Source organism: Colwellia sp. NW0002-52-1 (assembly GCF_057550865.1).
The window spans coordinates 615,901-641,076 of the sequence record NZ_BAAJLU010000001.1 but is presented as its reverse complement, the minus strand read 5'-3'; the positions used below and the strand labels follow the sequence as shown (position 1 = coordinate 641,076).

Annotated in this window: 18 protein-coding genes and 1 pseudogene; 12 read left to right on the top strand and 7 right to left on the bottom strand. The window is 38.6% G+C overall.

Features of this window, described 5'->3' with window-relative positions; genetic code table 11:
* From AC27H3_RS02690 to qatD, 10 genes are all read left to right on the top strand, one after another.
* Positions 1 to 378: copper resistance D family protein (locus tag AC27H3_RS02690; RefSeq protein WP_487103512.1), on the top strand; the 378-nt coding region annotated here is incomplete at its 5' end.
* 15 nt (positions 379 to 393) lie between these two features.
* Entirely contained in the window at positions 394 to 864 is a 471-nt protein-coding gene (locus tag AC27H3_RS02685; protein ID WP_487103510.1) for a YybH family protein, read from the top strand.
* A gap of 90 nt (positions 865 to 954) precedes the next feature.
* On the top strand, positions 955 to 1,383 hold the full coding sequence (locus AC27H3_RS02680; protein WP_487103509.1) for a MerR family transcriptional regulator: 429 nt from the start codon (positions 955 to 957) through the stop codon (positions 1,381 to 1,383).
* The gene (locus tag AC27H3_RS02675) at positions 1,376 to 3,619 is read left to right on the top strand and encodes a heavy metal translocating P-type ATPase (protein WP_487103507.1); all 2,244 of its coding nucleotides are present in this window, start codon (positions 1,376 to 1,378) and stop codon (positions 3,617 to 3,619) included. The genes AC27H3_RS02680 and AC27H3_RS02675 overlap by 8 nt, the downstream gene beginning before the upstream one ends.
* Positions 3,620 to 3,644: 25 nt before the next feature.
* Positions 3,645 to 3,998: a cupredoxin domain-containing protein gene (locus AC27H3_RS02670; RefSeq protein ID WP_487103505.1), complete on the top strand. Its 354-nt coding sequence runs from the start codon at positions 3,645 to 3,647 to the stop codon at positions 3,996 to 3,998.
* 134 nt (positions 3,999 to 4,132) lie between these two features.
* Positions 4,133 to 4,702 carry a recombinase family protein gene (locus tag AC27H3_RS02665; RefSeq protein WP_487103503.1) on the top strand — a complete coding sequence of 190 codons (570 nt, stop codon included), beginning with the start codon at positions 4,133 to 4,135 and terminating at the stop codon, positions 4,700 to 4,702.
* A gap of 18 nt (positions 4,703 to 4,720) precedes the next feature.
* Complete coding sequence (locus AC27H3_RS02660) at positions 4,721 to 6,481, top strand: KAP family P-loop NTPase fold protein (RefSeq protein ID WP_487103501.1); 1,761 nt, start codon at positions 4,721 to 4,723, stop codon at positions 6,479 to 6,481.
* 1 nt (position 6,482) lies between these two features.
* The gene (locus AC27H3_RS02655) at positions 6,483 to 7,370 is read left to right on the top strand and encodes a hypothetical protein (protein WP_487103499.1); all 888 of its coding nucleotides are present in this window, start codon (positions 6,483 to 6,485) and stop codon (positions 7,368 to 7,370) included.
* Positions 7,363 to 8,697: a Qat anti-phage system QueC-like protein QatC gene (qatC, locus tag AC27H3_RS02650; protein WP_487103497.1), complete on the top strand. Its 1,335-nt coding sequence runs from the start codon at positions 7,363 to 7,365 to the stop codon at positions 8,695 to 8,697. The genes AC27H3_RS02655 and qatC overlap by 8 nt, the downstream gene beginning before the upstream one ends.
* Positions 8,694 to 9,425 (top strand): Qat anti-phage system TatD family nuclease QatD, encoded by a 732-nt coding sequence (gene qatD, locus AC27H3_RS02645; protein ID WP_487103495.1) that lies wholly within the window; start codon positions 8,694 to 8,696, stop codon positions 9,423 to 9,425. The genes qatC and qatD overlap by 4 nt, the downstream gene beginning before the upstream one ends.
* A 165-nt stretch (positions 9,426 to 9,590) precedes the next feature.
* On the opposite strand, the gene AC27H3_RS02640 is transcribed toward qatD, so the two are convergent.
* From AC27H3_RS02640 to AC27H3_RS02615, 6 genes are read right to left on the bottom strand one after another with little or no spacing between them, the layout of a single operon-like run.
* Positions 9,591 to 10,940, bottom strand: a complete 1,350-nt coding sequence (locus AC27H3_RS02640) for a hypothetical protein (protein WP_487103494.1) — start codon at positions 10,938 to 10,940, stop codon at positions 9,591 to 9,593.
* Entirely contained in the window at positions 10,933 to 13,164 is a 2,232-nt protein-coding gene (locus AC27H3_RS02635) for an AAA family ATPase (protein WP_487103493.1), read from the bottom strand. Before AC27H3_RS02635 ends, AC27H3_RS02640 begins: the two co-directional genes overlap by 8 nt.
* Positions 13,155 to 13,607: a hypothetical protein gene (locus AC27H3_RS02630; RefSeq protein WP_487103491.1), complete on the bottom strand. Its 453-nt coding sequence runs from the start codon at positions 13,605 to 13,607 to the stop codon at positions 13,155 to 13,157. The genes AC27H3_RS02635 and AC27H3_RS02630 overlap by 10 nt, the downstream gene beginning before the upstream one ends.
* 3 nt (positions 13,608 to 13,610) lie before the next feature.
* A complete protein-coding gene (locus AC27H3_RS02625) occupies positions 13,611 to 14,315 on the bottom strand; it encodes a hypothetical protein (protein ID WP_487103490.1) in 705 nt (234 codons plus the stop codon).
* Complete coding sequence (locus AC27H3_RS02620; protein WP_487103489.1) at positions 14,308 to 16,677, bottom strand: hypothetical protein; 2,370 nt, start codon at positions 16,675 to 16,677, stop codon at positions 14,308 to 14,310. Before AC27H3_RS02620 ends, AC27H3_RS02625 begins: the two co-directional genes overlap by 8 nt.
* Positions 16,667 to 19,939 carry a hypothetical protein gene (locus AC27H3_RS02615; RefSeq protein WP_487103487.1) on the bottom strand — a complete coding sequence of 1,091 codons (3,273 nt, stop codon included), beginning with the start codon at positions 19,937 to 19,939 and terminating at the stop codon, positions 16,667 to 16,669. The genes AC27H3_RS02620 and AC27H3_RS02615 overlap by 11 nt, the downstream gene beginning before the upstream one ends.
* A gap of 110 nt (positions 19,940 to 20,049) precedes the next feature.
* Here AC27H3_RS02615 and AC27H3_RS02610 point away from each other — a divergent pair.
* Together AC27H3_RS02610 and AC27H3_RS02605 are read left to right on the top strand one after the other, a co-directional pair.
* Positions 20,050 to 20,589: pseudogene (locus AC27H3_RS02610) on the top strand (PhoH family protein); the annotation flags it as partial.
* A 210-nt stretch (positions 20,590 to 20,799) separates the two neighbouring features.
* Entirely contained in the window at positions 20,800 to 24,096 is a 3,297-nt protein-coding gene (locus tag AC27H3_RS02605) for an ATP-binding protein (RefSeq protein WP_487103486.1), read from the top strand.
* A gap of 7 nt (positions 24,097 to 24,103) precedes the next feature.
* Here the strand turns inward: AC27H3_RS02605 and AC27H3_RS02600 are convergent, their stop codons facing one another.
* The gene (locus AC27H3_RS02600; RefSeq protein ID WP_487103484.1) at positions 24,104 to 25,048 is read right to left on the bottom strand and encodes a hypothetical protein; all 945 of its coding nucleotides are present in this window, start codon (positions 25,046 to 25,048) and stop codon (positions 24,104 to 24,106) included.
* Positions 25,049 to 25,176: the final 128 nt, after the last annotated feature.

Genomic DNA, 25,176 nt, shown 5'->3' with positions numbered 1-25,176 from the left:
GCGTTGTTTCCGCTTAAACAAGCTTGCCATGAACAGGACTATGAGCAGCTCTACTCAGTGATGGACAAGTTTGGAAGGCAAGCAAGTATCGCGGTGAGTCTATTGTTAATTGCTGGCCTTTGGTTAGCTTTTCAATTGGTTGGAAATGTTGAAGAGCTGTTTAGTTCAAGCTATGGGCAAACACTGCTGCTTAAATTAGCTCTCGTCACTTCGATATTGGGCATCGCAGCTAAGCATAAATTAAAACTCGTCCCACAACTTAAAAATAACAATGGTAGAGAAGCACTATATAAATCTATCTCGATAGAAATGGTAGTCGCTTTTGCCATTTTATCTGTAACGGCTGGGCTTACTAGTGTTGTTGGCCCTGCAAATTAAAACCTAAAAGAGAGAATGAAAATGAAAACAATAAATATATTACTCGTTTTATTAATGACGTTTAGTTTCGCAGCAAACGCTCATGGTGACAAGAACAAAGATAAAGGTTTATTTAAAGGTTTAGATACCCCTGCCGCAAAAGTTGTTTTGGCATTTCATCAAGCACTAGAAACGGGCAATAAGGATCTAGCAAGAGCACAGTTGGCTGATGATGTGACCATCTACGAGGGAGGTCGTGTTGAAAGAAGTGCTGATGAATACGCCCATCACCATATGCTGTCGGATATGAAATATCTTGCTTCTATGAAGAGCGAAACACTTGAACATCAAGTAACGATTCTTGGAAGTACCGCTATATCTGCTTCACGCAGTCATACTAAAGGTGCTTACAAAGGTAAAGAGCGCGATTATCAAGGCATGGAAACGATGGTGCTGGAAAAACAAAACGGTAAATGGAAGATCAAGCACATTCATTGGTCACACTAGCTCAAAAATTATTATATCAGGCTTGACCTGTGTCTAACACACAGGTGTAAACTTAACTCAGTTAACCCATTTATTAAGTCAGGATAGCTTATGAAAGTTACTGAATTGGCCAAAGAGTTTGGTACAACACCCGATACTGTCAGGTACTACACTCGATTAAAATTACTCAATCCAACTAAGTCTGAAAACGGATATAAGTACTACCCCCCAACAGAAATCTCTAGACTGAAGTTTATTTTAAGTGCAAGACAACTGGGGTTTTCAGTATCAGATATACAACACATTGTTGATGAGGCGAGTCTCGGAAAAGCTGCATGCCCTCTAGTTAGGTCTTTAATTAAGGAAAGGCTAGCTGAGACTGAAAAACAATTTCAAGCAATGTTAGCTTTGCGTAAAAACATGAAAGATGCGCTATCACAATGGGAAGTCAAGGAAGATAAAGCGCCAACCTCCACGATGGTATGTCACCTCATAGACAGCTTTGAACCCACAGAAAACAATGGCGGCTCCCATGAATAATATTAAACCTGATCATCAGCTCATTATAGAAGGTGCTGGCTGTGCAAGTTGCGTCGGTAAAATTGAGGGGGCGCTGCAAGGAACCAATGGTGTAGTTAGTGCTGAAATGAATTTTGCTGATAGGACTGTTCAAATCACAGGAACCGTGAAAACGGAAGAGCTGATTAAAGCTGTTGAGTCTATCGGTTATAACGCTAAGCCAATTGATGATAGCTCAGCAACAGATGCGCTTGATGAGAAAGAGGCTGCGGATTTTGCATATTACAAAAAGCTAATGCGCGATACGTTTATTGCCCTTTCACTCGGCGTTCCTTTGATGATCTACAGCATTGTGGTTGGAGAAATGACGGTTGAAACAAACCTTGAGCGCATGTCTTGGCTGGTTGTAGGCATTTTAACTTTTGGTGTTATGTATTTTTCAGGTAAGCATTTTTATGTTGGCGCTTGGAAAAGCTTTAAAAACCACTCCGCTAATATGGACACTCTAATAGCTTTAGGAACAAGTACAGCTTGGTTGTATTCGATGGTTGTCGTGTTTGCACCTGACGCTGTTCCATTGATGGCGAGACATGTTTATTTTGAAGCTACAGCCATGATCATTGGATTGATTAATTTAGGTCTAGCACTAGAACTAAAAGCCAGAGGAAAAACCTCTGAAGCAATCAAACGCCTTATTGGGTTACAGACCAAAACAGCAACAGTAGTTCGTGATAACAAAGAGGTTCAGATAGGTATCGAGCAGGTTTTACTTAATGACGTGGTGAAAGTAAAACCGGGGGAAAAAATTCCTGTAGATGGCATAGTATTAGAAGGCTACACATCTATTGATGAGTCCATGCTTACGGGCGAACCCATGCCTGTTGAAAAAGCCAAAGAAGATGAAGTTGTTGCAGGAACGTTAAACAAGTCAGGCATGATTTTGTTTAAAGCGACACGCGTAGGCAAAGACACGGCGCTTGCGCAAATCATCAATATGGTGAAACGAGCGCAAAATTCAAAACCACCGATTGGCCGCTTGGCCGATGTTATTTCAGCGTATTTCGTTCCTGTTGTCATGATCATCTCTATATTAAGTTCGCTAGCATGGCTTAACTTTGGTCCTGATCCTGCTATTGTTTTTGCCATCGTATCAGCAACTACCGTACTCATTATTGCATGCCCGTGTGCTTTGGGCTTGGCAACGCCTATGTCTGTCATGGTCGGAGTAGGAAAAGCGGCAGAAGCCGGAGTGCTTATTCGAAACGGAGAAGCGTTACAAACCGCCTCTAAAATCACTGCCATGATTTTAGATAAAACGGGCACTATTACTGAAGGGGCACCTAAGGTAACCGATATTGTTTTAGCAAAAGCTACTGACGAAAAAGACGTACTACAGCTTGCAGCAAGTTTAGAAAGCGGCTCAGAGCATCCTTTAGCGCAAGCGATTGTTGAAAGTGCGTTAGATCAGGATATTGAGTTACTAAAAATTGAATCGTTTAACGCTATTACGGGTTTTGGTGTAGAAGCAAGCTGCAATAATAAAGCCCTGCTTTTCGGAAACGATAAACTAATGAAGTTAAAAGGTATTGACCTTACTGGCTTTGTTGAACAAGCGCAGTCTTTAGCAAAAGAAGCCAAAACACCTATGTATTTTGCTGTTAATGGCGAGCTGGCAGCAATTATTGCTGTTGCAGATCCTATTAAGTCAGACTCAATTTCCGCGATTAAACGGCTTCAGACCAATGGGATTCGCGTCATCATGCTAACGGGGGATAACAAGGAAACCGCCGCCGCTGTTGCCAAAAAAGCGGGTATTAGTGAGTTTCTTGCTGAAATGCTGCCAGAAGATAAAGCTAACAAAGTTAAAGAGCTACAAGACAGCGGCGAAACTGTTGGTATGACAGGAGATGGCATCAATGATGCACCCGCACTAGCGTTAGCTGATGTTGGTTTCGCAATAGGCACTGGGACTGATGTAGCTATCGAAAGTGCTGACATTACCCTAATGCGTGGTTCACTTCATGGCCTTGCTGATGCGATAGCGGTAAGCAAAGCTACTTTACGAAATATCAAACAAAACTTGTTTGGCGCGTTTGTCTATAACGTAGCCGGGATTCCTTTTGCTGCGGGGATTCTATATCCCTTCTTTGGCATTCTGCTTAGCCCTGTAATTGCTGGTGCTGCAATGGCGTTTTCGTCATTGACCGTAGTGTCAAATGCGAATCGACTTCGGTTTTTTAAAGCCCAAAACTCATAGAAAGTAAGCATTAAGGAGAAGCACAATGACGTTAATTAACTTATTAGGCTTAGTGTTAATCGCGCTGATTGTTTGGTGGTTTTGGCTGTACAAGCCTAACAAAACAATTGTGCAAAACAGTGAAGTGTTAATTGAAGTGAAAGATGGCGTGTATTCCCCATCTTCAATTCAGGTGTCTGCTAGCCAACCTGTCACCTTGAAGTTTATGCGCAAAGATCAATCCCCCTGCGCTGAAACAATGCTTATTCCATCATTGGAGATAAGCGAGCAGCTCAAATTAAATGAAATTACTCAAATTACCTTATCGAACTTATCACCGGGAGAGCATGAATTTCATTGTCAGATGCAAATGTATCGCGGTGTGTTAAAAGTAATTTAATTTTCATATAAACCATTTTAAGTATATTAAGTGTACGAATGTACCCATTCATTTTCGTTCATGAACGAAAGTGCTTTTGTAGACTTTCGTACACTTAGTTGGTAAGGTGTACGAAAGTTATAGGTTTCGTACATATGAAAGTTGGTTTTGCAAGAGTTTCAACTAAAGAACAAGATTTGAATCTTCAACTGTCCAAGTTGGAAGTACATGGTTGTGAAAAAATATTCCAAGGCAAACAGTCTGGTGCTTCGATTAAAAATGAAGAAAAGCTCAAGGAACTCATCGATTTTATCAGGGAAGGTGATGAAGTTATTGTTACTCGCCTTGATCGGCTAGGCCGATCATTAAAGTCTATTCTTGAGGCCATTGAAAGTATTCACAACAAAGGAGCGTATTTAAATATAATTGATGGCTCACTAAACACTGTTAATGATAATCCATTTTCTACTGCGATGATCAACCTATGTGGGGTATTCGCTCAACTTGAGCGGGATCTTATAAAAGCCAGAACCACAGAAGGTCGTGAAGAAGCTAAAGCTAAAGGCAAACACATGGGCAGATTGCCTGCTTTATCAGACAAACAAGCGAAAGAATTATATAAAGATAAATTAAATGGTGAATCGATCTCTGCATTAGCGAAGAAATATACTGTTAGCCGCCCTACGGTTCACCGAACTATTGAAAGAATGGAACGAAAGAAATAATAAATAAAAGGAGATGTTATGTGGTCTGATAAAGAATCAAAAATTGATTTCTTAAATTTTAATGAAACGGCTGAGTCAATAAAAGATCTTATAACAGAAAAGGAATTAATGCCTATTAGTATAGGCGTTTTTGGTGATTGGGGAGCAGGGAAATCCACTATACTTGAGCTTACCAAGGCATCTCTGGAATCTGATGAACAAGAATATATCCAAGTACATTTCGATGCATGGACTTTCCAAGGGTATGACGATGCTAAAGCAGCGCTATTGGAAACAATCGCATCTACTTTAGTCAAAAAAGCAGCAGACGATAAAAATCTCAGTGCAAAAGCAAAAGAGTTTGCTGGACGAATAGATAAGATCAGGTTGATGGGGCTGCTAATGGATGGAGGTGCAGCATTAGCTGGTATACCAACTATGGGTGGTATACAGAAGATCATGGGACTATTCAGTGGTGGTGACGATGGTGAACTCGATGTTGGTGATGTAAAAGGTGCTGTAGATGGCGCTATGGATGTCGCGAAGAAAAACAAAGGTTTAATTAAAGATAAGAAATCATTCTCACCTCCTAAAGAAATTAAAGAATTCCGAAAAGCATATTCTGATCTGTTAAAAGAGTTTGATAAGCCACTTATTGTCTATGTCGATAATTTAGATCGCTGCTCTCCGTTTAATGCTATATCGACCCTTGAGGCGATCAGGTTATTTCTATTTTTACCCAATACTGCATTTGTTATTGCCGCTGATGAGGACATGATCCGCTTGGCAGTGCCTGAGTATCACAAAGGTGCATCTCAACGACATCAAACTGATTATTTAGACAAGCTTATTCAAATTCCTGTGCATGTACCACGACCCGGTGTCCTTGAGATTAGGGCATATTTAATGATGCTTACTGCTCAAGACCACGGCGTTACCGATGCGCAATTAGAAACGATAAGATGTGCCCTTGAAGAGTCATTAAGGCTGTCGTGGAAACAACCACAAATTACCGTTGATGAGCTACTTCAAGATCACGAGATTGAAAAGCATTCCGAACTCAGAAGTAAATTTGTGGTTGCTGAACAGTTAGCTCCACTATTAGCTGAATCCACAAACATTAACGGCAACCCTCGCATAGTTAAGCGATTACTCAATCAGGTTAAGATGAGAAAGAAAACCGCTCATCGCAGAGGAATGCAGCTTGATGAAAAAACTATCACTAAGCTGGTAATTTTTGAGAGGTGCTTAGGCACTCAGGCTACCAACAATCTTTATGAATTAATTGATAAGGAAAACGGATATCCAAAAGTATTAGCGGATCTTGAAAATTCAGAAGTCGAATTTGACGAAATTAAGTTACCTGAAGAGTGGAAACTCGACCTAGCTTTTATTGATAAATGGTCAAAATTACCTCCCATGTTCACTGAAATGGATTTGACACCAGCGGCATATCTGAGCAGAGAAAGCATTCCAATGGGTGCTGTTAATTCGGTAATGTCTGGAGCAGCTCAAAAACTCGTAGAAGAATTAATGAAGCAAAAGGTAAGGGTCAGTGGCGTTAACTCTACTGCGATTACCACAACTCCGAAGGAAGAATACATGTCAGTCATGGATGGTTTGATTGAAAACTTTAAGTTGATTGGTGATTGGACCGAAAGACCAACAGGCATTTATGGGGCTGTGTTACTTGCCAAGCAGGATGATAAATGTAGCTTAAGTCTTCTTACATTTTTAAAAAGCTTGCCCCGCCAAAGATGGCTTAATCCAATTTTAAAAGAACTAGAGGGAACTAAGTAATATGGGTACGTCCGCATCGTCAACAGGACCGAATAACAAGAGTCCACTTATTCCATCTTGGGCAGAGCAAGGAGATCCCGTCACGATAGAACCTGCATCAGGTACTGATGGGGATGATCAAACTGGCTCTGATAATAATCAAGCTGATGATCAGAATGACAATAGCAATGATATTGACAATGACAAGGTTCAACAAGAAATCGGCGGTTCACCAACAGCAACACCGCCTCCAAATAGGTTTGCTAGTGCAAGAAGAGCATTTGGTAAGTACGCTCAAACAGGTGGATCAACTTCGGATCTAAGGCGTTCATTAAAAAGTTACTCTAGAAAAGGCTCTGGTGGAGGTAAGAGTACTAGCCGGAGACTAGCAAGCGGCATAACTGCTGGTTCTGGATTGCTTGGTGTCATGCGTGGCGACACAGTAACGGTTAATAATCAAAGCTTATCATTAAATGATCTAACTGGGCTATCGACTGACCAAGCAATTGACAAAATTGCTAGCCATTTAGCGCCTCATAATGCCGATTCGGATGCTGTAAGAGTTGCGTTGGATTACGCACTAGAAGAAGCATTACCCGATACTGAAGAGTTTGATCCTAACAGTTTTACTGACGAAGTTATTCAAGAAGCAATAGGCTGTTATTTAACAGATCTTATTTTTCAGGATGTGGTTGAAGGCATGGGCAGAGCTTGGTTTCATGTTGAGCCAGCAAGCAAGCATCATCAAATGGAAGTTGAATTAAGGGAATTAATAAAAGTGATCACACAAGAACAGTTAGACAAAGTAACTAATGGCAACCCCAGTACTATCAGTAAGGAAAATATTACTAAAATTCAAGCCGATGCTATTGCCATGACAGTGGATGAATGGGAGAGCTTTGATGACTAATTTTTATTTTAATCATGACCCAGCTAACTTGCCTGATTTTTCTGATGATTGTCATCCTGTCCAGATGTTCCATACGCATCAAAATGACATCACTAAGCACAGCTTAGTGTCAAAACAACTACTACAAACAGTTCGTGATTTAGGATTGCATGTAGATGCTGACGCAATAGATCTCATAACAATTGCAACCGCCGTTACCGCCGCTGATACATTTGAATTGAGGGATAATGCAGAAAATGCATGGGCTAGAAAAATGCATTTACATGTTCCTGTTACCGATGAGGATATGTGGAATACTGTTGAGCCTGAACTAAGTTCAATACTCAACTTTCTAACGGGTGATCAATGGCAGTTTACGTTTGAAAAAACAACTATGCCGATGCCGACTCCTAAAACAAGTGAGCAAGCGAAAGCAAAGGCAAAATCACTAATAGGACTCAACTCAGTATGCCTTTTTTCTGGAGGTCTTGATAGCGCAGTTGGTGCAATTGATATTTTAAACGGAGAGTCAGAGTTAAAGCCTCTTTTGGTTAGTCACGCTTATCGTGGTGATGGCGCAAAACAGGAAGATATTAAGCGATTATTATCCCCGCCATTCGGCGAATTGTCCTATTCAATGTCTCCTCACATAATTAAGCATTTAGAAGGTAAAACTGACATTAGTATGAGAGGAAGAAGTTTCAACTTCCTAGCTATGGCGGTACTTGGTATAGCAGCTTTAAGAAATGCTAATTGCGATAGCAGTATTGAAACTATCGTCGTCCCTGAGAATGGCTATATTTCTATAAATCCACCGCTTACCAGAAGACGGATTGGTAGCCATAGTACTAGAACTACTCATCCTAATTTTCTAAGCAGATTTGAATCTTTGCTCAGAGACACAGGGTTCCATGTCAAATTTGTAAACCCTTATCAATTTAAAACCAAAGGTGAAATGTTAGCTGAATGTGTTGACCAAGACGCAATTAGAAAAGCCGTTCCCTTGAGCGTTTCATGCAGTCATTGGCACAGAGAACATAAACAGTGTGGGCATTGTGTGCCTTGTCTCATTCGAAGAGCGTCAGTTTTTCACGCTGGTTTTACACAAGATGCGCCATACAAGACAAAACGGTTGAGAGGTCTTATCAAACAAAAAGATACTCGCGATGATCTACAAGCGGTTCAAACAGCCATTATTCGATTAAAACAGACTAATAATTATCGTTCTTGGTTACGAATGTCGGGGCCGATACCGCAAGATAAACATATACGAGAAAAATTAGAATCAACTATTAAGCGAGGATTAGCAGAGGTTGAATTATTTCTCCAAGCGGATAAATCATCATGATGGATCTTCATTGCCATGTTGATTTATATCCAGATCACCAAGCGGTATTGAACGACATAAAAAGCAGTAATTATTACGTGCTATCAGTAACTACGGTGCCTTCAGCTTTTGAAGGTACTGTCCAGTTAACAAGTGGTATAAAACACTGTAAAACGGCTTTGGGGCTGCACCCTCAACTTGCTCATCTAAGAAAAAATGAATTAGCATTATTCGATAAGCTAGTTAACAGAACTAGATATATTGGAGAAATTGGACTCGATGGCTCAAAAGGTTACGCTGATTACTTTGATGACCAATTAGAGGTTTTTACACATATTTTAAAAAAATGTGAGGATTTTGATGACAAAATATTAACTATCCATAGTCTTAACGCGACTGGTGAAGTACTTCTGAAACTTAGGCAGCACCCTGAGGCTGGCATTCCCATACTTCATTGGTTTTTGGGTACTAAGAAACAAGTTCTAGAAGCCGTCGAGCTAGGCTGTTTCTTTTCTATTGGGCCAGCCATGCTAACTTCAGCGAGAGCTAAAAAAGTAATAACTTGGATACCTAAAGATAGGATTTTACTCGAAACTGATGGACCTTTCGCCAAAGTGGCGGGGAGTATTCTGTTTCCTTCAAGTGTTGGCACTGTTACTGAGTATCTGGCTGAAATTTGGTGCAAAAATAAGGCTTCGGTAATCGAGCAATTGTCAGTAAATCTTAGGTGTTTAACATCAGGCAAGTAGCAAACTATATGTCTGGCAATTTCAGACCAAGAACGTTTTTAGCTTTGACTATGCCGTTTCGAAAGATAACGAGTCCGATGATAAAATATATACATTTGAGACTCATCCTTTTTATTCGCAGGTTGGTGATCTAGGAGATCTTGAGATCCCCGATTCAGATATTTACTAATTAATATCGCCGTCTTTTAGTTGGCTTTGTAGCTTTTGAATTTCTAATAACAGTGCCTGATTCTCTGCATCTTTTTGCTCTGCGCTTTCTATCGCTTTTTGCCTTTCTAACTCAAGGCGAGTTTTATCTGATTCTAGTTCACTAATTTTTAATGACTTCTTAAAAGATTCAGTTTGTTGCATCGTTCTTTTACGACTCGAAATATAGTCTTCTAGAGAGCCGGAGCTACGATGGGTCATCTCTTTTTCCATCTGAAGTGCAATTGCGGTTTCATTAGCACTAAAGCCTAGCTCTATTGCAGCGTCCAAATGCTTATCAAGGCTATCGCCTGAAAATTTATGACGTAATGAGTATATCGATTTACCTTTAGGCCAGCCAAGTTCTGTGGTGATTTCACTGAAGAGCTTGCTGATATTTTCCGCCGTTAATGGTTTAAAGTTGTTGGGGTCTATGAACAAATGACCATCGTAGTTGCCAGTATCAATGTTGGTGAGAAACTCTTCCAAATCATTCTCAACGAAATTCCTGACAGCGAGCACTGTTGAGAATCTAAAGCTCACTGGCATAGTATTTCCTTGCTTAGCCAGCTTAGGAACAATTGATAAACTATCTTGCTTGTTGAGGAAGAACTCTCTTTCGATGATTTCTTTAGAAAATTGAAGTCTACGATAGCTACTAACTGAAATCGGGCGGCTACCCGTTTCATTCATGATCTGTGCAATTAAGAGTAGTGAGGCTCGCTCATAGCCCTGATATTCATTAACTATGTAATTATTTAGTTCTTCTAGCTCATACTCACTTGCATCTTTTCTGTTTCGGCTTCTCGTATCACAATCTCTAAATAATTCTGGATAAAGTGAATTATTATTTGGCTTTTCATTTCTAGATACGGCGATTTCTTTCAATAATAATGATGATGTTATTTGATATGAAAACTTATTGGCCGGATCAAAACCAAGAATATTTGGGTGATATGTACCTTGCTTTTGTACCCAATGATAAAAGTTATAGATTGGCATCAAAAAATCACTGTTGACCGTTTGCTTGGCAACGTTTTCATTACCTCTGTAGCGAGAATCTGCTTTTGTTGCTTTTAAACAGAATGCCCTAAACTCCCTCATGCGTGAGTCGTTCATTTCAAGCCAGCTTATTTTATGTTTGCCAGAGTTTAAGAATTTAAATAATCGTCTGATAGCCTTTCGATAAGTGCGCTTGGTCTTAGGATCTCTATCAAGATTGATTAGAAAGTCAGTAGGCCCCCAAAGGACCTCTCCGTTGATATCTTGGTAAACATAGTGGTCTTGACGATCATAGCGTATCTTTGTTTCAGTAATACCGTTACTCATCTGAAACCTCCAATTTAAGCGGAACGCCACAATGTCTCTTAGCGCTAAACTCTGAGGCATCAACCGCATTGACTAATTGACTCCTATTGCCGATAAATAACATCGACTCTCTAGATGCGTTTATACATGTGTAAAGCCATGATTTATCAATCAAATAGAAATTATCCAAAATAATCAAGGAATGATTAAATTGATTACCCTGAACCTTGTGCGCCGTAATTGCATAACAAAGAACAATGCTTTCAGTATCTTCTATAGACAAATCGATACAATCACCGCCAATCTCTATCTTCATCCAACAGTCACGCCCATATGCAACGACAGGCTTTTCGTAAACTTCTACTATGTTTGCCAACGTACCAACCGATACATCAATAAATTTATTAGGTTTAGCAAAAATAATTGGTTCCCCTGCGTAGAAAACAGATTCACCAATTTCTAGCTTTGCTACTTTTTTCCGGTCAAAACGAATCCGCTGAACTTGAGAATTTATGTCATCACACAATTGTGGACTAGAACAAATGATCTTAGGCACATCACTTAACATTGAAGCCAATTCGAACCAAATATTGGTCGTAATGGTACTAAGCATCTCGTGATATTTATCTTCAGTATGGTAAATACTTAGGCTTTGCTCTTCTGACACGTCAAATGCAGGAATAGCATCAAATACGGATGATGCAGCGCCACCAATTAAAGAGCTATACAGCCGTTGGATATCAGACTGGGACTCGGCACCTTTCACTTCAATTAACTCTGTTAGGGCTTCATCTTTTAATTCAACAGCCTGTTTGAAAAACGATCCCGGACCTATAGGAGGTAATTTAAATTTATCACCAATAAAGCAAATGTGAGCGTTAAGAGGAATAACCTTTAAAAGTTTATACAGCGTTAACATATCAACCGAATTTGAATTTTCTATCAGGATAAGTGCCCCAGACAGTGCGCCTTTTAGCTTTCGCTTTTTTGCCTGTGAAATGAAGCGATTAATAGATTCTCCCTTTAAATTAGGCAGTATATTGTCTTCATTACGAACAACTGAATTAACTTTCCAAACGTTAATACCATTATTAAGGCTTACATCAATGATGATCTGGGATAGCAAAAACTTTCCTGTTCCAGTTTCCCCGACAATAAAAGAAACAGGCTGATTAAAGGCATTACCTAATGCCTGTAACTGGAGAGGATTTAGCTCAATATTATTGTTTTCTAGTACTGATAGCGTTTCGTCAAACGCTAATGAACTCCTATCAAATAGCTGCTTTATCTTAGATAAACGCCTGTGAAATAATGCATTTATTGCCTTCTCAATCGCCTGATGACCTAAAATTTGTATAGTGTTATTTTGTTTGTTGAAACAAAGCGTCTGAAAAGCACAGTCTTCAACTTCATCAAGCTCTAGCTCAATTCCCGCTTCAATCAGCTCAGTTTTGACTTCATCAGCAGGTAATGCCATATCACCGTTATTGCTTAGTGCTGAATAGAGTAGTGATTCAATAAATGAAATCGCTCTACGCTTATCGTTTAAATTGATATCAAAATTAACTCTTAATTTTTTGTCTAGTGATTTCCATGTCCGCTTTGCAGCATTTACAGAGGTTATAGGATAGAGCAGATATGGATTCTTTTTTATCAGGCTACTTGCGTCATGTCCTAGTAGCTGACGAGTTGTTTCAACATACTCAACTGGTAAATCGTGTCGTTCAAAAAATAGATTTAATTCAGTTTCACCAACAGCTTTAGCCCAACCATCACAAAGATTTTGGGCCATAACTGGTGAAATTTTTAGCTTTTTACAGTTAGATAACTTTTTAGCTGAGTAACTTTGTAAAACAGCTAATAAATCTTCACCAAAAGCGAGCTTAAGTTTCTTCGCCCAATAGCTATTTATCCCGACGAAATGGGCGTTGTAGATGAGAAAATCACAAAGAACATCTGTTGTAATTTCTACGCAGGGGTGCTGCTTTGAAGCCTCATTAACAACAAACTGTGAGCCATACTCTTTATCAAAGAAATAATCACCAGTCGCCTTCCAGATTTCTCCTGTTTGTGGGATTGAGGTGATTGCACCGAATTCAGCCTTCACGATTATTTTTTCACGTGCAACCTTTAATAAAAAAATAGATGAAATACCACGTTTATCTTGTGTATGGTGCCGAACTAAAGTGACTACGCCTGTTAATTGCTTAACATCTTCGTGAAACGATATATTGCTTATTTGCATGACACGTCACCATCATCCAAGTAAAGTTTTGGAATATACCGACCTGTTGCCAACAAAAACTCTTCTGAAGCCAGATCTAATTGAATAGAGTTAAGCTGTGTCTCTAATGCTTTAACTTTCAATTCAAGCTCACTATTGGAAACCGTATTTTCTATATTTGCTTTTGCTGAACTTTCTTCTTCAACATCATCAGGTAGTTCAATCTCAAGCCCTTTTTGTTTTCGAACTAGCTTCTCTATTGAACCATCAGGAGCAAATAACTTTTGCAGGTCTTCATTCGTATCAAGCGTTGATTTAGGCACATTATGCATTTTAAAAATTTGAGTCTTGTTAACCCGGCCTTGATACAGTGGAATAATAGGTGAAGTATTTACCCAATCTGCTATCTTTTTAGCATTCTGTTTACCGATATCCTGAGAAGATTTTCTGCGCTTATTCACCATGATTTACTTCCCCGGAAAATCAATAATAGAGGTGCTCTCGTCAGCATTTTCGTAGTCGATACCATGTTCGTCTAAAAGCTTTTTCAGCTTTGCATTTTCGATGCTGAGCTGCTTGTTCTTTAGATCAGACTGCTTAAGTTGTTTTTTCTTCAGATCAAGCTGGGATTTTATAGACAAGCGGACACTTTCAATTTGGTTTTCTAACGTGCTGTTTTCTTCTTCCAAGTGTTTGTTAGTCACTCGAAGTTCAATTAATTCATACGCTAGTCCTTGGTGATTAGCTTTAGATACTTTAAGCTCTTCCTCTAGCTCTTGCAGGACATTCTTTTCTTTAGTGTTGGCTTGCAGCTTGGCCTTAAACTTCAGCCTTTCCCAAATGTTTAGTTTATTTTTATCGCCATAAATTCTTAGCTTTAAGCTCGTAGGTATTGCATCCAGAGACTTTGCAGATGTTGTATATGTCGGAATATCATATTGCTTAACAACATCCTTACTATTTTGTTTACCGTTCCACTTTCTAAGTCCTGTAGGGCTGGTAGGGAAGAATTCAAGGACATATTTTCCTTTGTCATCAACCTGTTTGTTACCATTAACTAATACAAAGGGGATTCCCTCGCTTGCCCACTTTTCAAGTATTTCCACTTTTCTTTCAATGCGCTCAAAAGCTTCTTTTTGTTGGGGATCTTGGGTTTGTTTTGTCTTAGCCATTAGGTTGCTCCGCTTGGAAAATACTCTTACTTCTTTTCATTGTGCGTTCATGGCTTTCAATTAAAATCTCTAAATTAGCGCTTTGTTCCTTAGCTCGCATACGTTCAACAGGGAGCGTCAAATAATCAGCTTGGACTGCCTTTAGCGCGATTAAGTCTTCTTTCATAATATCAAGCTGGGTTCGTTTTACTTCTTGGTATGCACAGCCTTTACACACAGATGGTTCACAAGGTGCCTTATGCTTTTTAGCTTCTCCCTCTTTTTTATGGCAAGTAGCATGTGGTTTAGGTTTGTGTTTGTGGCCTCTAGCATCCAGCACTTGAGCCATTTCATTACTTTTTTCTTCGTCAGGTAATTCGCTAAAGCCTTTACCGTACTTGTCTTTGGTATAGTTGTTGAACCTCACACTCTTTTGTAAAACACGATAAACCTTTTTCAAATAAGAAGTATATTTACCTGCCATTTCTTCGGTTCCCATAAGCAGAGCTAGAATATCTTTTGCCGTTGTTTCAACACCTACTTCAGCAATGATTTTATCTAGAGCCTTGTTTTCTTCTTTTATCGCAATGGTTGATTCAGCTTTCTCATTCCGAGTCAGCTTGGTTTTATGATGAAGTTGCTCATGCGTTTCTCTAGCGGCAGGCTCCGTCACATACACAGTTGTTTCTTCGGGATCAACATGTCCTAGCTGGTGACATAATGCTAGTAAGTCTGCGTTTTTATACTGATAATGGTAAATAACAGCGTAGATACGTCTGAATGGGTGGCTTTTCATATCCACTTCTGCATCACCTAGCATCATTTTTAAGAAGGCGTTGCCAGTGATCTTTGAATCTTTTCCCTTATTAAAATGATATTTATAGTGTTTGAAGTTATCTTGTTCATCAATTCTAAAGGTTGGCACATTAAACAAGCCGTCAACATCAACAGCCCCCCATGCTTTTTTCAATTTAATTAAGCATTGAATTGCTTTGGTACTACCGTTGTTAGTTGTGTACCAGCGGCGCTCACCATTTTTCTCGTTATAAAAGCAGGCTTGATACCAATTGAATTTTTTATCCTTGCAACGGAAGAACTCTTCCGTAATACCTATGAGAGGGTGCTGGATTTCTGCTTGTCTTCTTGCGTTGTAAGTTTGCAATATGACATAACATGCGGTCATCAATAGCGTGATCACCTCGGTGACAGAGAACGCCTCAGAATCTTTATCTGAAGCGGTTAAACTCGATTTATGGATTTCAATGTCTAGCAGCTTTTCAAGCTCTTTAACTTTTTGAGAGCTAACTAAAAATTCTGGAAATCTACCTTCAGTAAGTGTGCGATGGCGAAGCCCTTCATCAAGATATTGATTTTTTAAGCTGGTAATTTCATTTACTAATGAAATTATTTTTGAGGAGTATTCATATACCCAAAGGTGTGAACCGCCCAATAGATCAACAACATGCTCTAAATCCAAATTTTTCGTGCGACCAGCTACTTTACCTAGTTTTTTAGAAAGCTGGTTAGGGTTAGGAAAAGGAATAAACTGCATCCGATCTTCGTTATCTAGTTTTGCAAACCTATTCCAAGTACCAAACCAGTTATTCAAAGATTTAACTGCTGGTTGAGAAGGTGCAGATGCGCCTTTGGATGCTAAACTAGCACCGAATTTAATTCCCTTTGATTTTAGGTGTTCTGTTACTTTTTGGTAAACACTAGTTGGAACTTGATTTTCAAGACTAACCGCACCGATACATTGGGCAATCTTAGGTACTCTTATACTCGTTACTTTAGAGTTTTCGGTATTACCGTCTTTGATTAAAAATGGCTCTAGTTCGTCATTCTCGATTAACAAATCGACAAATGAATTAACTCGTTCATGCAAGGCTAGTGTTGCTGGAATACCACCTTCTTTGAGCGTTACTTTCATCTTATCGATTTGCTTTTGATTTACTCCATTTAGTACGAGATGACCATGTAAGCACATATATTCAATGAATTGCGCTGCAACGTTAACTTGCGACATTACCCCAGTTTTTACAAATGTCGGCGTATGTTTAGCTCTGTTTGCATAGATATCGATGATTTCAACAAGTGCGTTGGCATAGTCAGGGTAAACCAAAATAGGCACTGGGTGCTGCCATCCCGCAGCACCGGGAACCCATATATCACGCAGATCTACAGAGCCTTTTTGCAATACCGTTTCATTGGCTTTCGCGCCAGTGATCTTTGCATGATAATGTAAAACAGTACCTTCAATAGCGAGTTTTTCATCTGTAACTTGCAACAGTTTTGCATTTTCTAAAAGCAGATCATCATGCTCTTCTAGTATCTCTTCCGGCTTTATATCTTCTAAGAATTGGTATTTTAGATTACTGTTCATTTTCTAATCTCCCTTTAGCGTCTTTGAACATTAGAGGATTGGATAGCTCTACATACTTCACTAAACCAAACGTAAATCGCATGTCAGGTGCAATATACTCATCAAAATATTCTTTACCATGCTTTGCCAGCAGTACCTCACCACGTGCTATGTAATAAGCCTGATGTCGCAGGGTTCGTACAAATTCATCAACACCCAGTTCAACGCGATTGAACTCGCAACCTTCTCCTGAATGGCATTTTCGACCTTTACAAATGCTATCTTGCTTAGATTTATCAACAGCAGCGAAGATATCTGTGCATGATGAGCCGTCTGCTAAAATGAACCAGTCTGGCAATTCTTCTTTATGATCTGTTGGTGCTACAATTAAATCTTCGTCAATGTTGTTGCGATCTAAGCCGTATTTCTCTATAGATGCTTCTTTATGTCTAAACTGAACGGTTGTCTCAAATTTTCGCTGAAAATCTGCATTGTTGGCTTCATATTCAATCACGGCGATAGGGTGCGTTAGATAAGCAGAAGTTACTCTACTGGTTGCATGATTCCGCTCTCGTTGTGAATTAACCAAGCTACCGTCGATACCTTTTCTAAGATTCATTTGATGTTTGGCTAATAACTCCATCCGAAAATATGGAAGGGTGTAGTGATCGCGTAGCCTGTCTATAATAGCTGCCGATAGGAAATTTAGTTTTGTCGAACCCGGAGTATCCCAAATACTCTCTGGTTTAAAGCCCATTCGTACCATGTTGTCATGATGTTGGATAAGGAAGCTGATCACCTCATGAATTTCTTTTTCATGTGGCTCAATGGTAACAGGCGTAGTCTCTTTACCTACTTTTTCTTTGAAACCAGCAAGTACAAAAGGCCCTTCTGGTATTTGCTCTGGCAAATTTGCACGAGTCAACGTAGCTATTACATCTTTATTCCAAGTGGTTCTGATAACTAATCTGATAAAGCACACAAGAAGAATGTTTTTTGGTAAAAATATGCCTGACCAAAAGAAGTCTCTCATGCCAGTTCCAGTATTAGGAAACCAGTGTTTTACATAAGTTGGGATTAATTCAGATTTTTGAGAGCAGTAGGTTGTGCTTGCTGATCCAATGGATAGTTGATGCCGAAGGTAAGCTCCCATCACAACTTCACGTGTAAACTCTTTTCTAAAGGCACTCGCTTGTGACTTTAGGATTAACCGACCTTCGTCAACTTGATTATCTTTAACTAAAGCAAGAACTTCTTCTGGGATATCTTTGATGTGAACCCCATTTTCGTCTTTTTCCGTGTAAGTGTTAAAAGTAGATACAAGTTGTTTATAGCATTCAACTTCTTTCTTACACGCATATAGTATCTGGTTAATTGGCTTTTCAAAGTACTCTTGTACATTTTTTCTTAACTCTGATAGCGATTGTTGTTGATTTTGAATAGGGCTGGGTAAAACATCACCATTCTCATCAACAGGCTCAATGAGCTTTTGAGCATTCATTTCATCAGAAGCACTAAACCGAGAATTAAAACCACAGTTTTTTATATCAATCAGGCCATTGATTTTACCCGCGTGATTACTTAAGAATGTACGTAGACCTTGGCTTCTAGGTGCCTTTAATTGCATATCCTGCTCATCGATGATGTCTTCAAGTTGAGCAAAACCTAACCTGAAATCTCGCTGTTCTAATTCAAATAAAGGGCTGACAAGGATATGCTTGATTTGTGCCGACTCTGATGATGTATCTATGACATAGCCCAAAATTCGCTCTATGTCAGATAATGATGCGACAGGCATTGGCGTAGTGGCAGTGTGAGTTTGTAGGTTGTTCAGCGCGGTAACAAGTACGCTGTTTAATTTTAACAACGGTTTTAATTTGGTCAGGTTAAACTCGACAGTTACATCTCTCTTTTTCCCGTTAGCTTTGGAATACCCGTGAAAAGCCATTGTTTTGATTTTTTCTTTTGGATTGATAGTCGAATCAATCTCATAATCTTTGAGTAGCCTTCCACTTTGAGTTGGGGTTTCGCATAGGTTCAGAAAGTCACGAATGAGTTTTAGTTTTTCGAGCTTGTCGTCAGGGAAGTGATTGGTTATTAATAACTCTAGATCTACTAAGCCTTTGGAAACATGATAAGTAATCAAGTCTTCGGGCTTTTTAGCAAATAGTAATCTCGCATCACTATATCCTCCTTGCTGAAGCAGCATTAAGATTTCTATTAGGTCAGTTACGCTGTCCGTATCGGCAGCGCTGGTTTCTGATATTTTTTCTAACTGATTAAAACAATTCTCGCCCACACTCTCCAACGGCAGAACCAATGGTAGTTGAAACGAATCTACAATATGCTCAATGCCTTTGCATTGAATTATGAACCGTGGTTTAAATTTTAACTGACCTGAGCTGTTGAAATTGGTTTTGAAAAGGTCTTTCGCTTTATTTAGCTCAGGAGCAGTTAGTCCATGATCAAATAATTTCTGTCTAAATAGTGTACTTAACTGATTCAACTTTCTATTTGGGAAAGCTCTTAATAGGTTTTTCTCAAAATCGATTAGTGCCTCGTTAACTCCTGTTGGTGTTAATTTTTTTAATGGCTTGTTAAGCAAAATCTTTATTTCAGAATTTTCAGGCCACTGATCAATTTCGCGTAACAACTTTTTGAAGCCCACAATGACTGAGTATTCAAATGGCTGTTCTTTTGAAGCGTTTTCTAAATTGATCAGAAGATCGTGTAAAACCGAGTCTTTAACAAATAGATTTGGCAAAGTGTCGGGATCAATAACGGTAAACTTAATCTTATTTTTTACATCAATGGTAAAAAGGTCGATGTTGGGGTTTTTCTTAAAGTCTATATTTGTTGATAACAGTGTTTCATAAGCTAATTCGGTTGCATTAAAATCATTTTCTATGGGAGCACTGAATGAATTGAAAAAGTTTCTGACAGCGGTGCTGTAGCTTTTGGCTCTGCTCAAAGGAAAGCTGTTTACTAATGCTAGCTCAACTGACTTGTAACCTTGGATTAGATCTGTGATGGTTACAGTCTCTGATTTACTCACTAATAAATGGATTAGTGCTTGGTGCTCTTCTTCGTCAGCATTTATCAGTTGCAGTAACTTTGATATCGCTAATCGTAAATTGTAATGCGCAAGAGAGGAGCTTTTTTCGTTTTCATCATCCCATTTAGAGTTGATTAAACAATGTTGTAAAAAGCTGCCTTTTGGGGCTAAGCTTTGGAAAATTGCATTGTCGATATTGAGGATGCTTTTATTTTTATAATTATTCATAGGACTAACTTAGGTATACCTTAAAATTATATCGACTTTCAGATAGATGGTTGTAAATAATAACACTCAATCGGTCGGTCGGTGTATCTATTTTGAGTTTATAATACCTAAAAACTTTACTGGCTTTGGCTACTGCGTTAGAGCAAGTGATAGAACGTGGGTTATACGACAAAATTATCGTGACTCGTAGTACGCCAGAAATAGCTGAGTCTATTGGTTTTTTACCCGGCACTGAAGAAGAAAAAATGGCACCTTGGCTAGCCGCTATCACCGACTCGCTAGAAGTGCTACACAAGCAAGATGAAAATATGAGTGGTAGCCTGAATTACATTATGGACAAAGGTAATATTCAGTTTAAGTCGGTAAACTTTATGCGTGGGCGCAGTATTCAAAATGCACTAGTGTTGCTCGATGAGTGCCAAAACCTGACAGCTTCACAATTAAAAACCATTATTACTCGCTGCGGTGAAGGGACTAAGCTAGTTTGCTCGGGCAATCTTGCTCAAATTGACAGCAACTATTTAACGGCGGTTACTTCAGGGCTAACTTATATAGTTGAGCGCTTCAAAGACTTTCCAGGTAGTAGTAATATTAATTTAAATGGTGTTGTTCGCAGTCGATTAGCGTCTTTTGCTGAAGAAAATTTATAATTACACCGTTTCGACGCTCGAAGTTATTTGTCGTTAATAGAAAAAGTGCAAGGTTAGTGTCTCAGCGCTAACCTTTCACTACTATCCTCTGTAGCAACTTTGTTTTATTATTAAGCCTTTCATTTAAGTGTTAATAATTGCAACATATCACTTAAGCTAATATGTAATATTGGCGTATTCGGTTTTAATTAACACCACTAAGGCTTCTCAGTGTTAGCAGAAAACTCAAAAGAGCAAATTTTTCAGCACTACAATAAATCAGTGATCGTGATTTTTTCAGGCATTATGCTGCTCACTTTTATTATTACCTTTTATAATTACTATGTTGCTCGAGAAGAGCACCGCGACAATTCATTAGCTCAAATGAGCAAATATAGTACTCAGCTAAACAATAAACTTACCAGTACAGTAGAAACCCTCAGTGGTATTCGAGATTTAGCAGAGTATTACTTACGCTTTCCTGAAGAATTACCCGATACAGTGCCCGCGCTTAAACAAGAGGGTAAGTATTTTTATCAGCTGAAAAATCGTCAAAATCTTATGACGAACAATCGTGTTATGACCGGAAATATTACCGGAGTTGGTCGTATTGATGTGTTCAATCAATCATTTAAAAATGAGTTGATTATGGCCAATGCACTAACCCCTGCATTTGTAACAGCGCAAGAGTCGATTAAAGCGGCTAATTGGTTGTATTATATTTCAGTTCGCCGATTCGTTAATTTATACCCTTGGGTTCCTAGAAGTATTTGGCAATATAGTGATCAGAGTCTCACCAATGATTTAATGTTAGAAATAAAGTCTTCAAAACGCCAAGATGAAACGTTTTGGTCTCAGCCTTATGTGGATACAGCGGGAAAAGGTTTAAATGCTGCCTTAGGCATGGGCGTGTATTTAGACAATGAGATGAAAGGGGCACTGCTAATTGATATTAATACCGCAGGGCTATATCACTATTTACCCCAAGTAACCGATCAGGATCATGGTTATATTATTATTGATAAACATAGTCATGTATTACTTCACAAAAATAACGCTAATTTAACGCTTAATGCCCATACCGCTTTTAGTGATACTGCGCCGGAAAAATTAAATGAGTTTACTTACCAAACGTTATTAAATATGCCCGAAAGCACTACGGTCGACAATTGGCTAGTGCAAAGAAAAAAACTGCCTGTTAATGATTGGATTTTGTTGGAATATCAAAAGGAAGAACATTTTTTTTCTGTGATTAACCAACGCTTTATTACTATTTTTGCATGGGTGTTTTTAGGTTTCTTTAGTTTGTTAGTGGTTGTTTACTATTTTACTTACCGATCATTTATTGCGCCATCTAAAAAATTTATAAACCATATTGAACATTGCTCTGAAGGAGACCCAGGAAAAATAAAACCCTCAAAAGAATGGCGGCACTGGTTTAAAATTGTAGAAGATTTATTTGGTGAAAACCGTAGTTTAATGCAACGTTTGAAAGACCAGAATAATGAATTAGATTTGCGCGTTAAAGAAAAAACTCAAGCCCTATATCATAAAAGTGAGCAGCACCAGCGAGACTATGCTTTGCTTCGTTCGGTAATGGATGCAATTCCGGATTATATTCTTTTTCATGATCAACAAGGCCTGTTAATTGGCTGTAATCAGGCGGTTGAGCAACTAGTGTTACAAAAAGAGGCCGATATTCTTGGCGGTAATATTTATGACTTTATTACAAGTGATATTAGTGAAGAGGTTGCGCAAAGCCTTGGAGAAAGCCAAGTTGCACCAGCTACTCATAAAACAGTGTCGACAGAGCTACATACCTACGAAGTTTATCATGCCCCTTTTTATGGGCAACATAATGAATTGCTCGGCAGTATTGTTTTAATTCGAGATGTTAGTCAACAGTTTAAAATTAACCAAGCTTTAAAGCGTGCGAAAAACCAAGCAGAAGAAGCTAACCAAATTAAAAGTCAATTTTTAGCCAATATGAGCCATGAAATTCGTACGCCGATTAATGCGATTCAAGGTATGTTTTATTTATTACAACAGAGCCGACTAAATTCAGTGCAAGAGCAGTATTTAGGCAATGCACAAACGGCTTCAGAAACGCTGCTTTACTTAGTAAACGAATTGCTTGATTCAGCAAAAGTTGAATCAGGCAATATGTCGGTTCATCAAGAGCTAATAGAGCTTGAAAGTATTGTATCGCAAGCTATTAATCTAAATATTGCCGCAGTTTCTGGTAAAGACTTAAGCTTACATGTTGCCATAGATAGCCAAGTACCATTAAACATTCACACCGATATTATGCGTTTGGTACAAGTGCTAAGTAATCTACTAAATAATGCAATTAAATTTACTGAGCAGGGTAAAGTAACGCTTAGCGTATCATTATCTTCTGTTATAACCGAGCAAACCGACGCCAATAATGTCGCGATTTTATTTCGGGTCAAAGATACCGGTATCGGCATAGAAAAATCAAAGCATGCTGGTTTGTTTGAAGCCTTTAAACAGGCCGATGAATCTATGACACGGGTTTATGGTGGTACTGGGCTTGGGTTATCAATTTGTCAGCATATAGCGCATTTGTTAGGCGGTGAAATCTCTATAGAAAGCGAGCTTGGCCAAGGGGCTGAGTTTATTTTGGCGCTGCCTTTGAATGACACCAATATTGCTCATTGTCATGGTGACTATTCAGAGCAATGTTTAACTAAGTTTACCTCTGATTTTTCAACCTGCACGGTTATTAATTTTGGCGTTGAGTTACCGAAGGCGTTGTGTGAAAACTTTGCAGATATTTCACAAAAAATTATCGACGTTGCTAGTCTCGAATGTTTAGATGCTGAGACAGATACAACCACGAAAGTACTATTCGTTGATAGTAGTGATTATCCGCAAGGCTTTAAAGAGACAGAACTGAAGTTAATGCTCAACAATCTAACTTTGCTCGCCTTATGCCAACCTACAGGCAGTATTATTTCAACGGCACTTCTTGAACAACTAACGCAACACAATATTCATTATTTATTACTTGAAATGCCTTTGTATCGACAAGTTATTCCTAAAATAGCCAAAGCACTAAAACCCTTGGTAATGAATGAAGATAAAACAGCGAAAATTAATAAACCAGAAATTATTAAGCCAAATATTAACGATTTAGCTGGAATTAAGGTGCTATTAGTAGAAGATAACTTAGTTAATCAACTCGTTGCTATTAAGTTATTAGAGTCAATGCAGGCGAAAGTAGTTATTGCTCAAAATGGGCAAGAGGCACTCGACACATTAGCGTTACAAGTATTTGATATTGTTTTAATGGACATTCAAATGCCCGTTATGGATGGTTTAACGGCCACTCAACATATACGCGCTCAACCTCAATATGGCCAATTACCTATTATTGCTATGACAGCCCATGCACGTGAAGAAGACAAGCAACAATGTTTAACCGCAGGTATGAATTTACACATTGCTAAGCCAATTAGTTTAAATGCACTTAGAGAAAGTATTTTATCGCTAGTTACTGGCTAACTTATTATTACTGAAAAGGCTCAGCATAATAACGGCCATTGCGAATGGCAAACTCTGAGTCTGCTGATATTTCGCCCATTTTCATCAATGCTGGGCCGGTAGGCTCAAGCAAAATATAATTTACATTATCAACCGTAATGGTTATTTCATCGGCTTTAGGCTCAATTTCCATGGCAAGTAATGCATGGTTATCAATAAAAACCAGCATCATTTTAATGCGTGGCATTAAGGCTCTATAAATAGCCGCAATGAGGGTAACCTTACTATCGCAATCTCCTTGGTTTTGCCAAAGCGTTTGCAAAGGGGGATTAAAGCCAGCACCTGTTGAAGTCGTTCTAGACTCTAAAGTTGAATATGGAATACTTTGCACAAAACCAAGCACATAGTTAGTAACTTCTCTGATATTTTGCTCTGGAAATTTATCTAGAATTATCTCTTTAAGCGCCGAAAAATCAGCTATAGATGCTAGCGCGAAACGTACATGATCGGGTTTGATGGCTAGCTGATTGTTGAATGACATAAATTGGGTGTAATAGCTTTTTTCTAGTTGCTCTAGCATGAAATCTTTTTCGAGTTGAGCAATAGTTGCATGTGCTTTATCAATATCTGCTTGGTTTTTTCCCTTTAACTCTATTTGTAAATTATCGCCATAACCAAGAAAATTAACAGTTACGCCTGGAATAGGGGACTTTATCAATGACTGTCTAATCTTTTTATCTACATACTTTTTTGCGTAAATCGCATCATAATTTCTAAAGTTTCTAAAACGATCAAATATCATTGTTTTATCAATAGCAAAACTTAGCGATTGCTTTTGTTGCGCCTGATCAATCCATCGATAGTTAAATTGTACATAATTATCGACATTTACTTTATTGAATTGCACTTGTTCAGCCGAAGCCATTTCAGAAAAAATCAATATTAAAATAACTACAACACCAATAAACTTCACTGCTAGCCTTTATTTTCAACTGTGCCTCAATAGAGCTTACGTTAATTTTTGCTGGCAAGCTAATTTCTCGTTTTTACTTTACTTTTACTGGGTTTAATATATATTCAAACGCGTGTTTTAATTAATTG

Excerpts from the sequence above, each read along its gene's own strand:
- AC27H3_RS02675 (WP_487103507.1), top strand. The coding sequence starts at position 1,376 with ATGAATAATATTAAACCTGATCATCAGCTCATTATAGAAGGTGCTGGC.
- AC27H3_RS02620 (WP_487103489.1), bottom strand. The coding sequence starts at position 16,677 with ATGAACAGTAATCTAAAATACCAATTCTTAGAAGATATAAAGCCGGAA.
- AC27H3_RS02660 (WP_487103501.1), top strand. The coding sequence starts at position 4,721 with ATGTGGTCTGATAAAGAATCAAAAATTGATTTCTTAAATTTTAATGAA.
- qatC (WP_487103497.1), top strand. The coding sequence starts at position 7,363 with ATGACTAATTTTTATTTTAATCATGACCCAGCTAACTTGCCTGATTTT.
- AC27H3_RS02685 (WP_487103510.1), top strand. The coding sequence starts at position 394 with ATGAAAATGAAAACAATAAATATATTACTCGTTTTATTAATGACGTTT.
- AC27H3_RS02670 (WP_487103505.1), top strand. The coding sequence starts at position 3,645 with ATGACGTTAATTAACTTATTAGGCTTAGTGTTAATCGCGCTGATTGTT.
- AC27H3_RS02665 (WP_487103503.1), top strand. The coding sequence starts at position 4,133 with ATGAAAGTTGGTTTTGCAAGAGTTTCAACTAAAGAACAAGATTTGAAT.
- AC27H3_RS02640 (WP_487103494.1), bottom strand. The coding sequence starts at position 10,940 with ATGAGTAACGGTATTACTGAAACAAAGATACGCTATGATCGTCAAGAC.
- AC27H3_RS02625 (WP_487103490.1), bottom strand. The coding sequence starts at position 14,315 with ATGGCTAAGACAAAACAAACCCAAGATCCCCAACAAAAAGAAGCTTTT.
- AC27H3_RS02655 (WP_487103499.1), top strand. The coding sequence starts at position 6,483 with ATGGGTACGTCCGCATCGTCAACAGGACCGAATAACAAGAGTCCACTT.
- AC27H3_RS02680 (WP_487103509.1), top strand. The coding sequence starts at position 955 with ATGAAAGTTACTGAATTGGCCAAAGAGTTTGGTACAACACCCGATACT.
- AC27H3_RS02615 (WP_487103487.1), bottom strand. The coding sequence starts at position 19,939 with ATGAATAATTATAAAAATAAAAGCATCCTCAATATCGACAATGCAATT.
- AC27H3_RS02635 (WP_487103493.1), bottom strand. The coding sequence starts at position 13,164 with ATGCAAATAAGCAATATATCGTTTCACGAAGATGTTAAGCAATTAACA.
- qatD (WP_487103495.1), top strand. The coding sequence starts at position 8,694 with ATGATGGATCTTCATTGCCATGTTGATTTATATCCAGATCACCAAGCG.
- AC27H3_RS02630 (WP_487103491.1), bottom strand. The coding sequence starts at position 13,607 with ATGGTGAATAAGCGCAGAAAATCTTCTCAGGATATCGGTAAACAGAAT.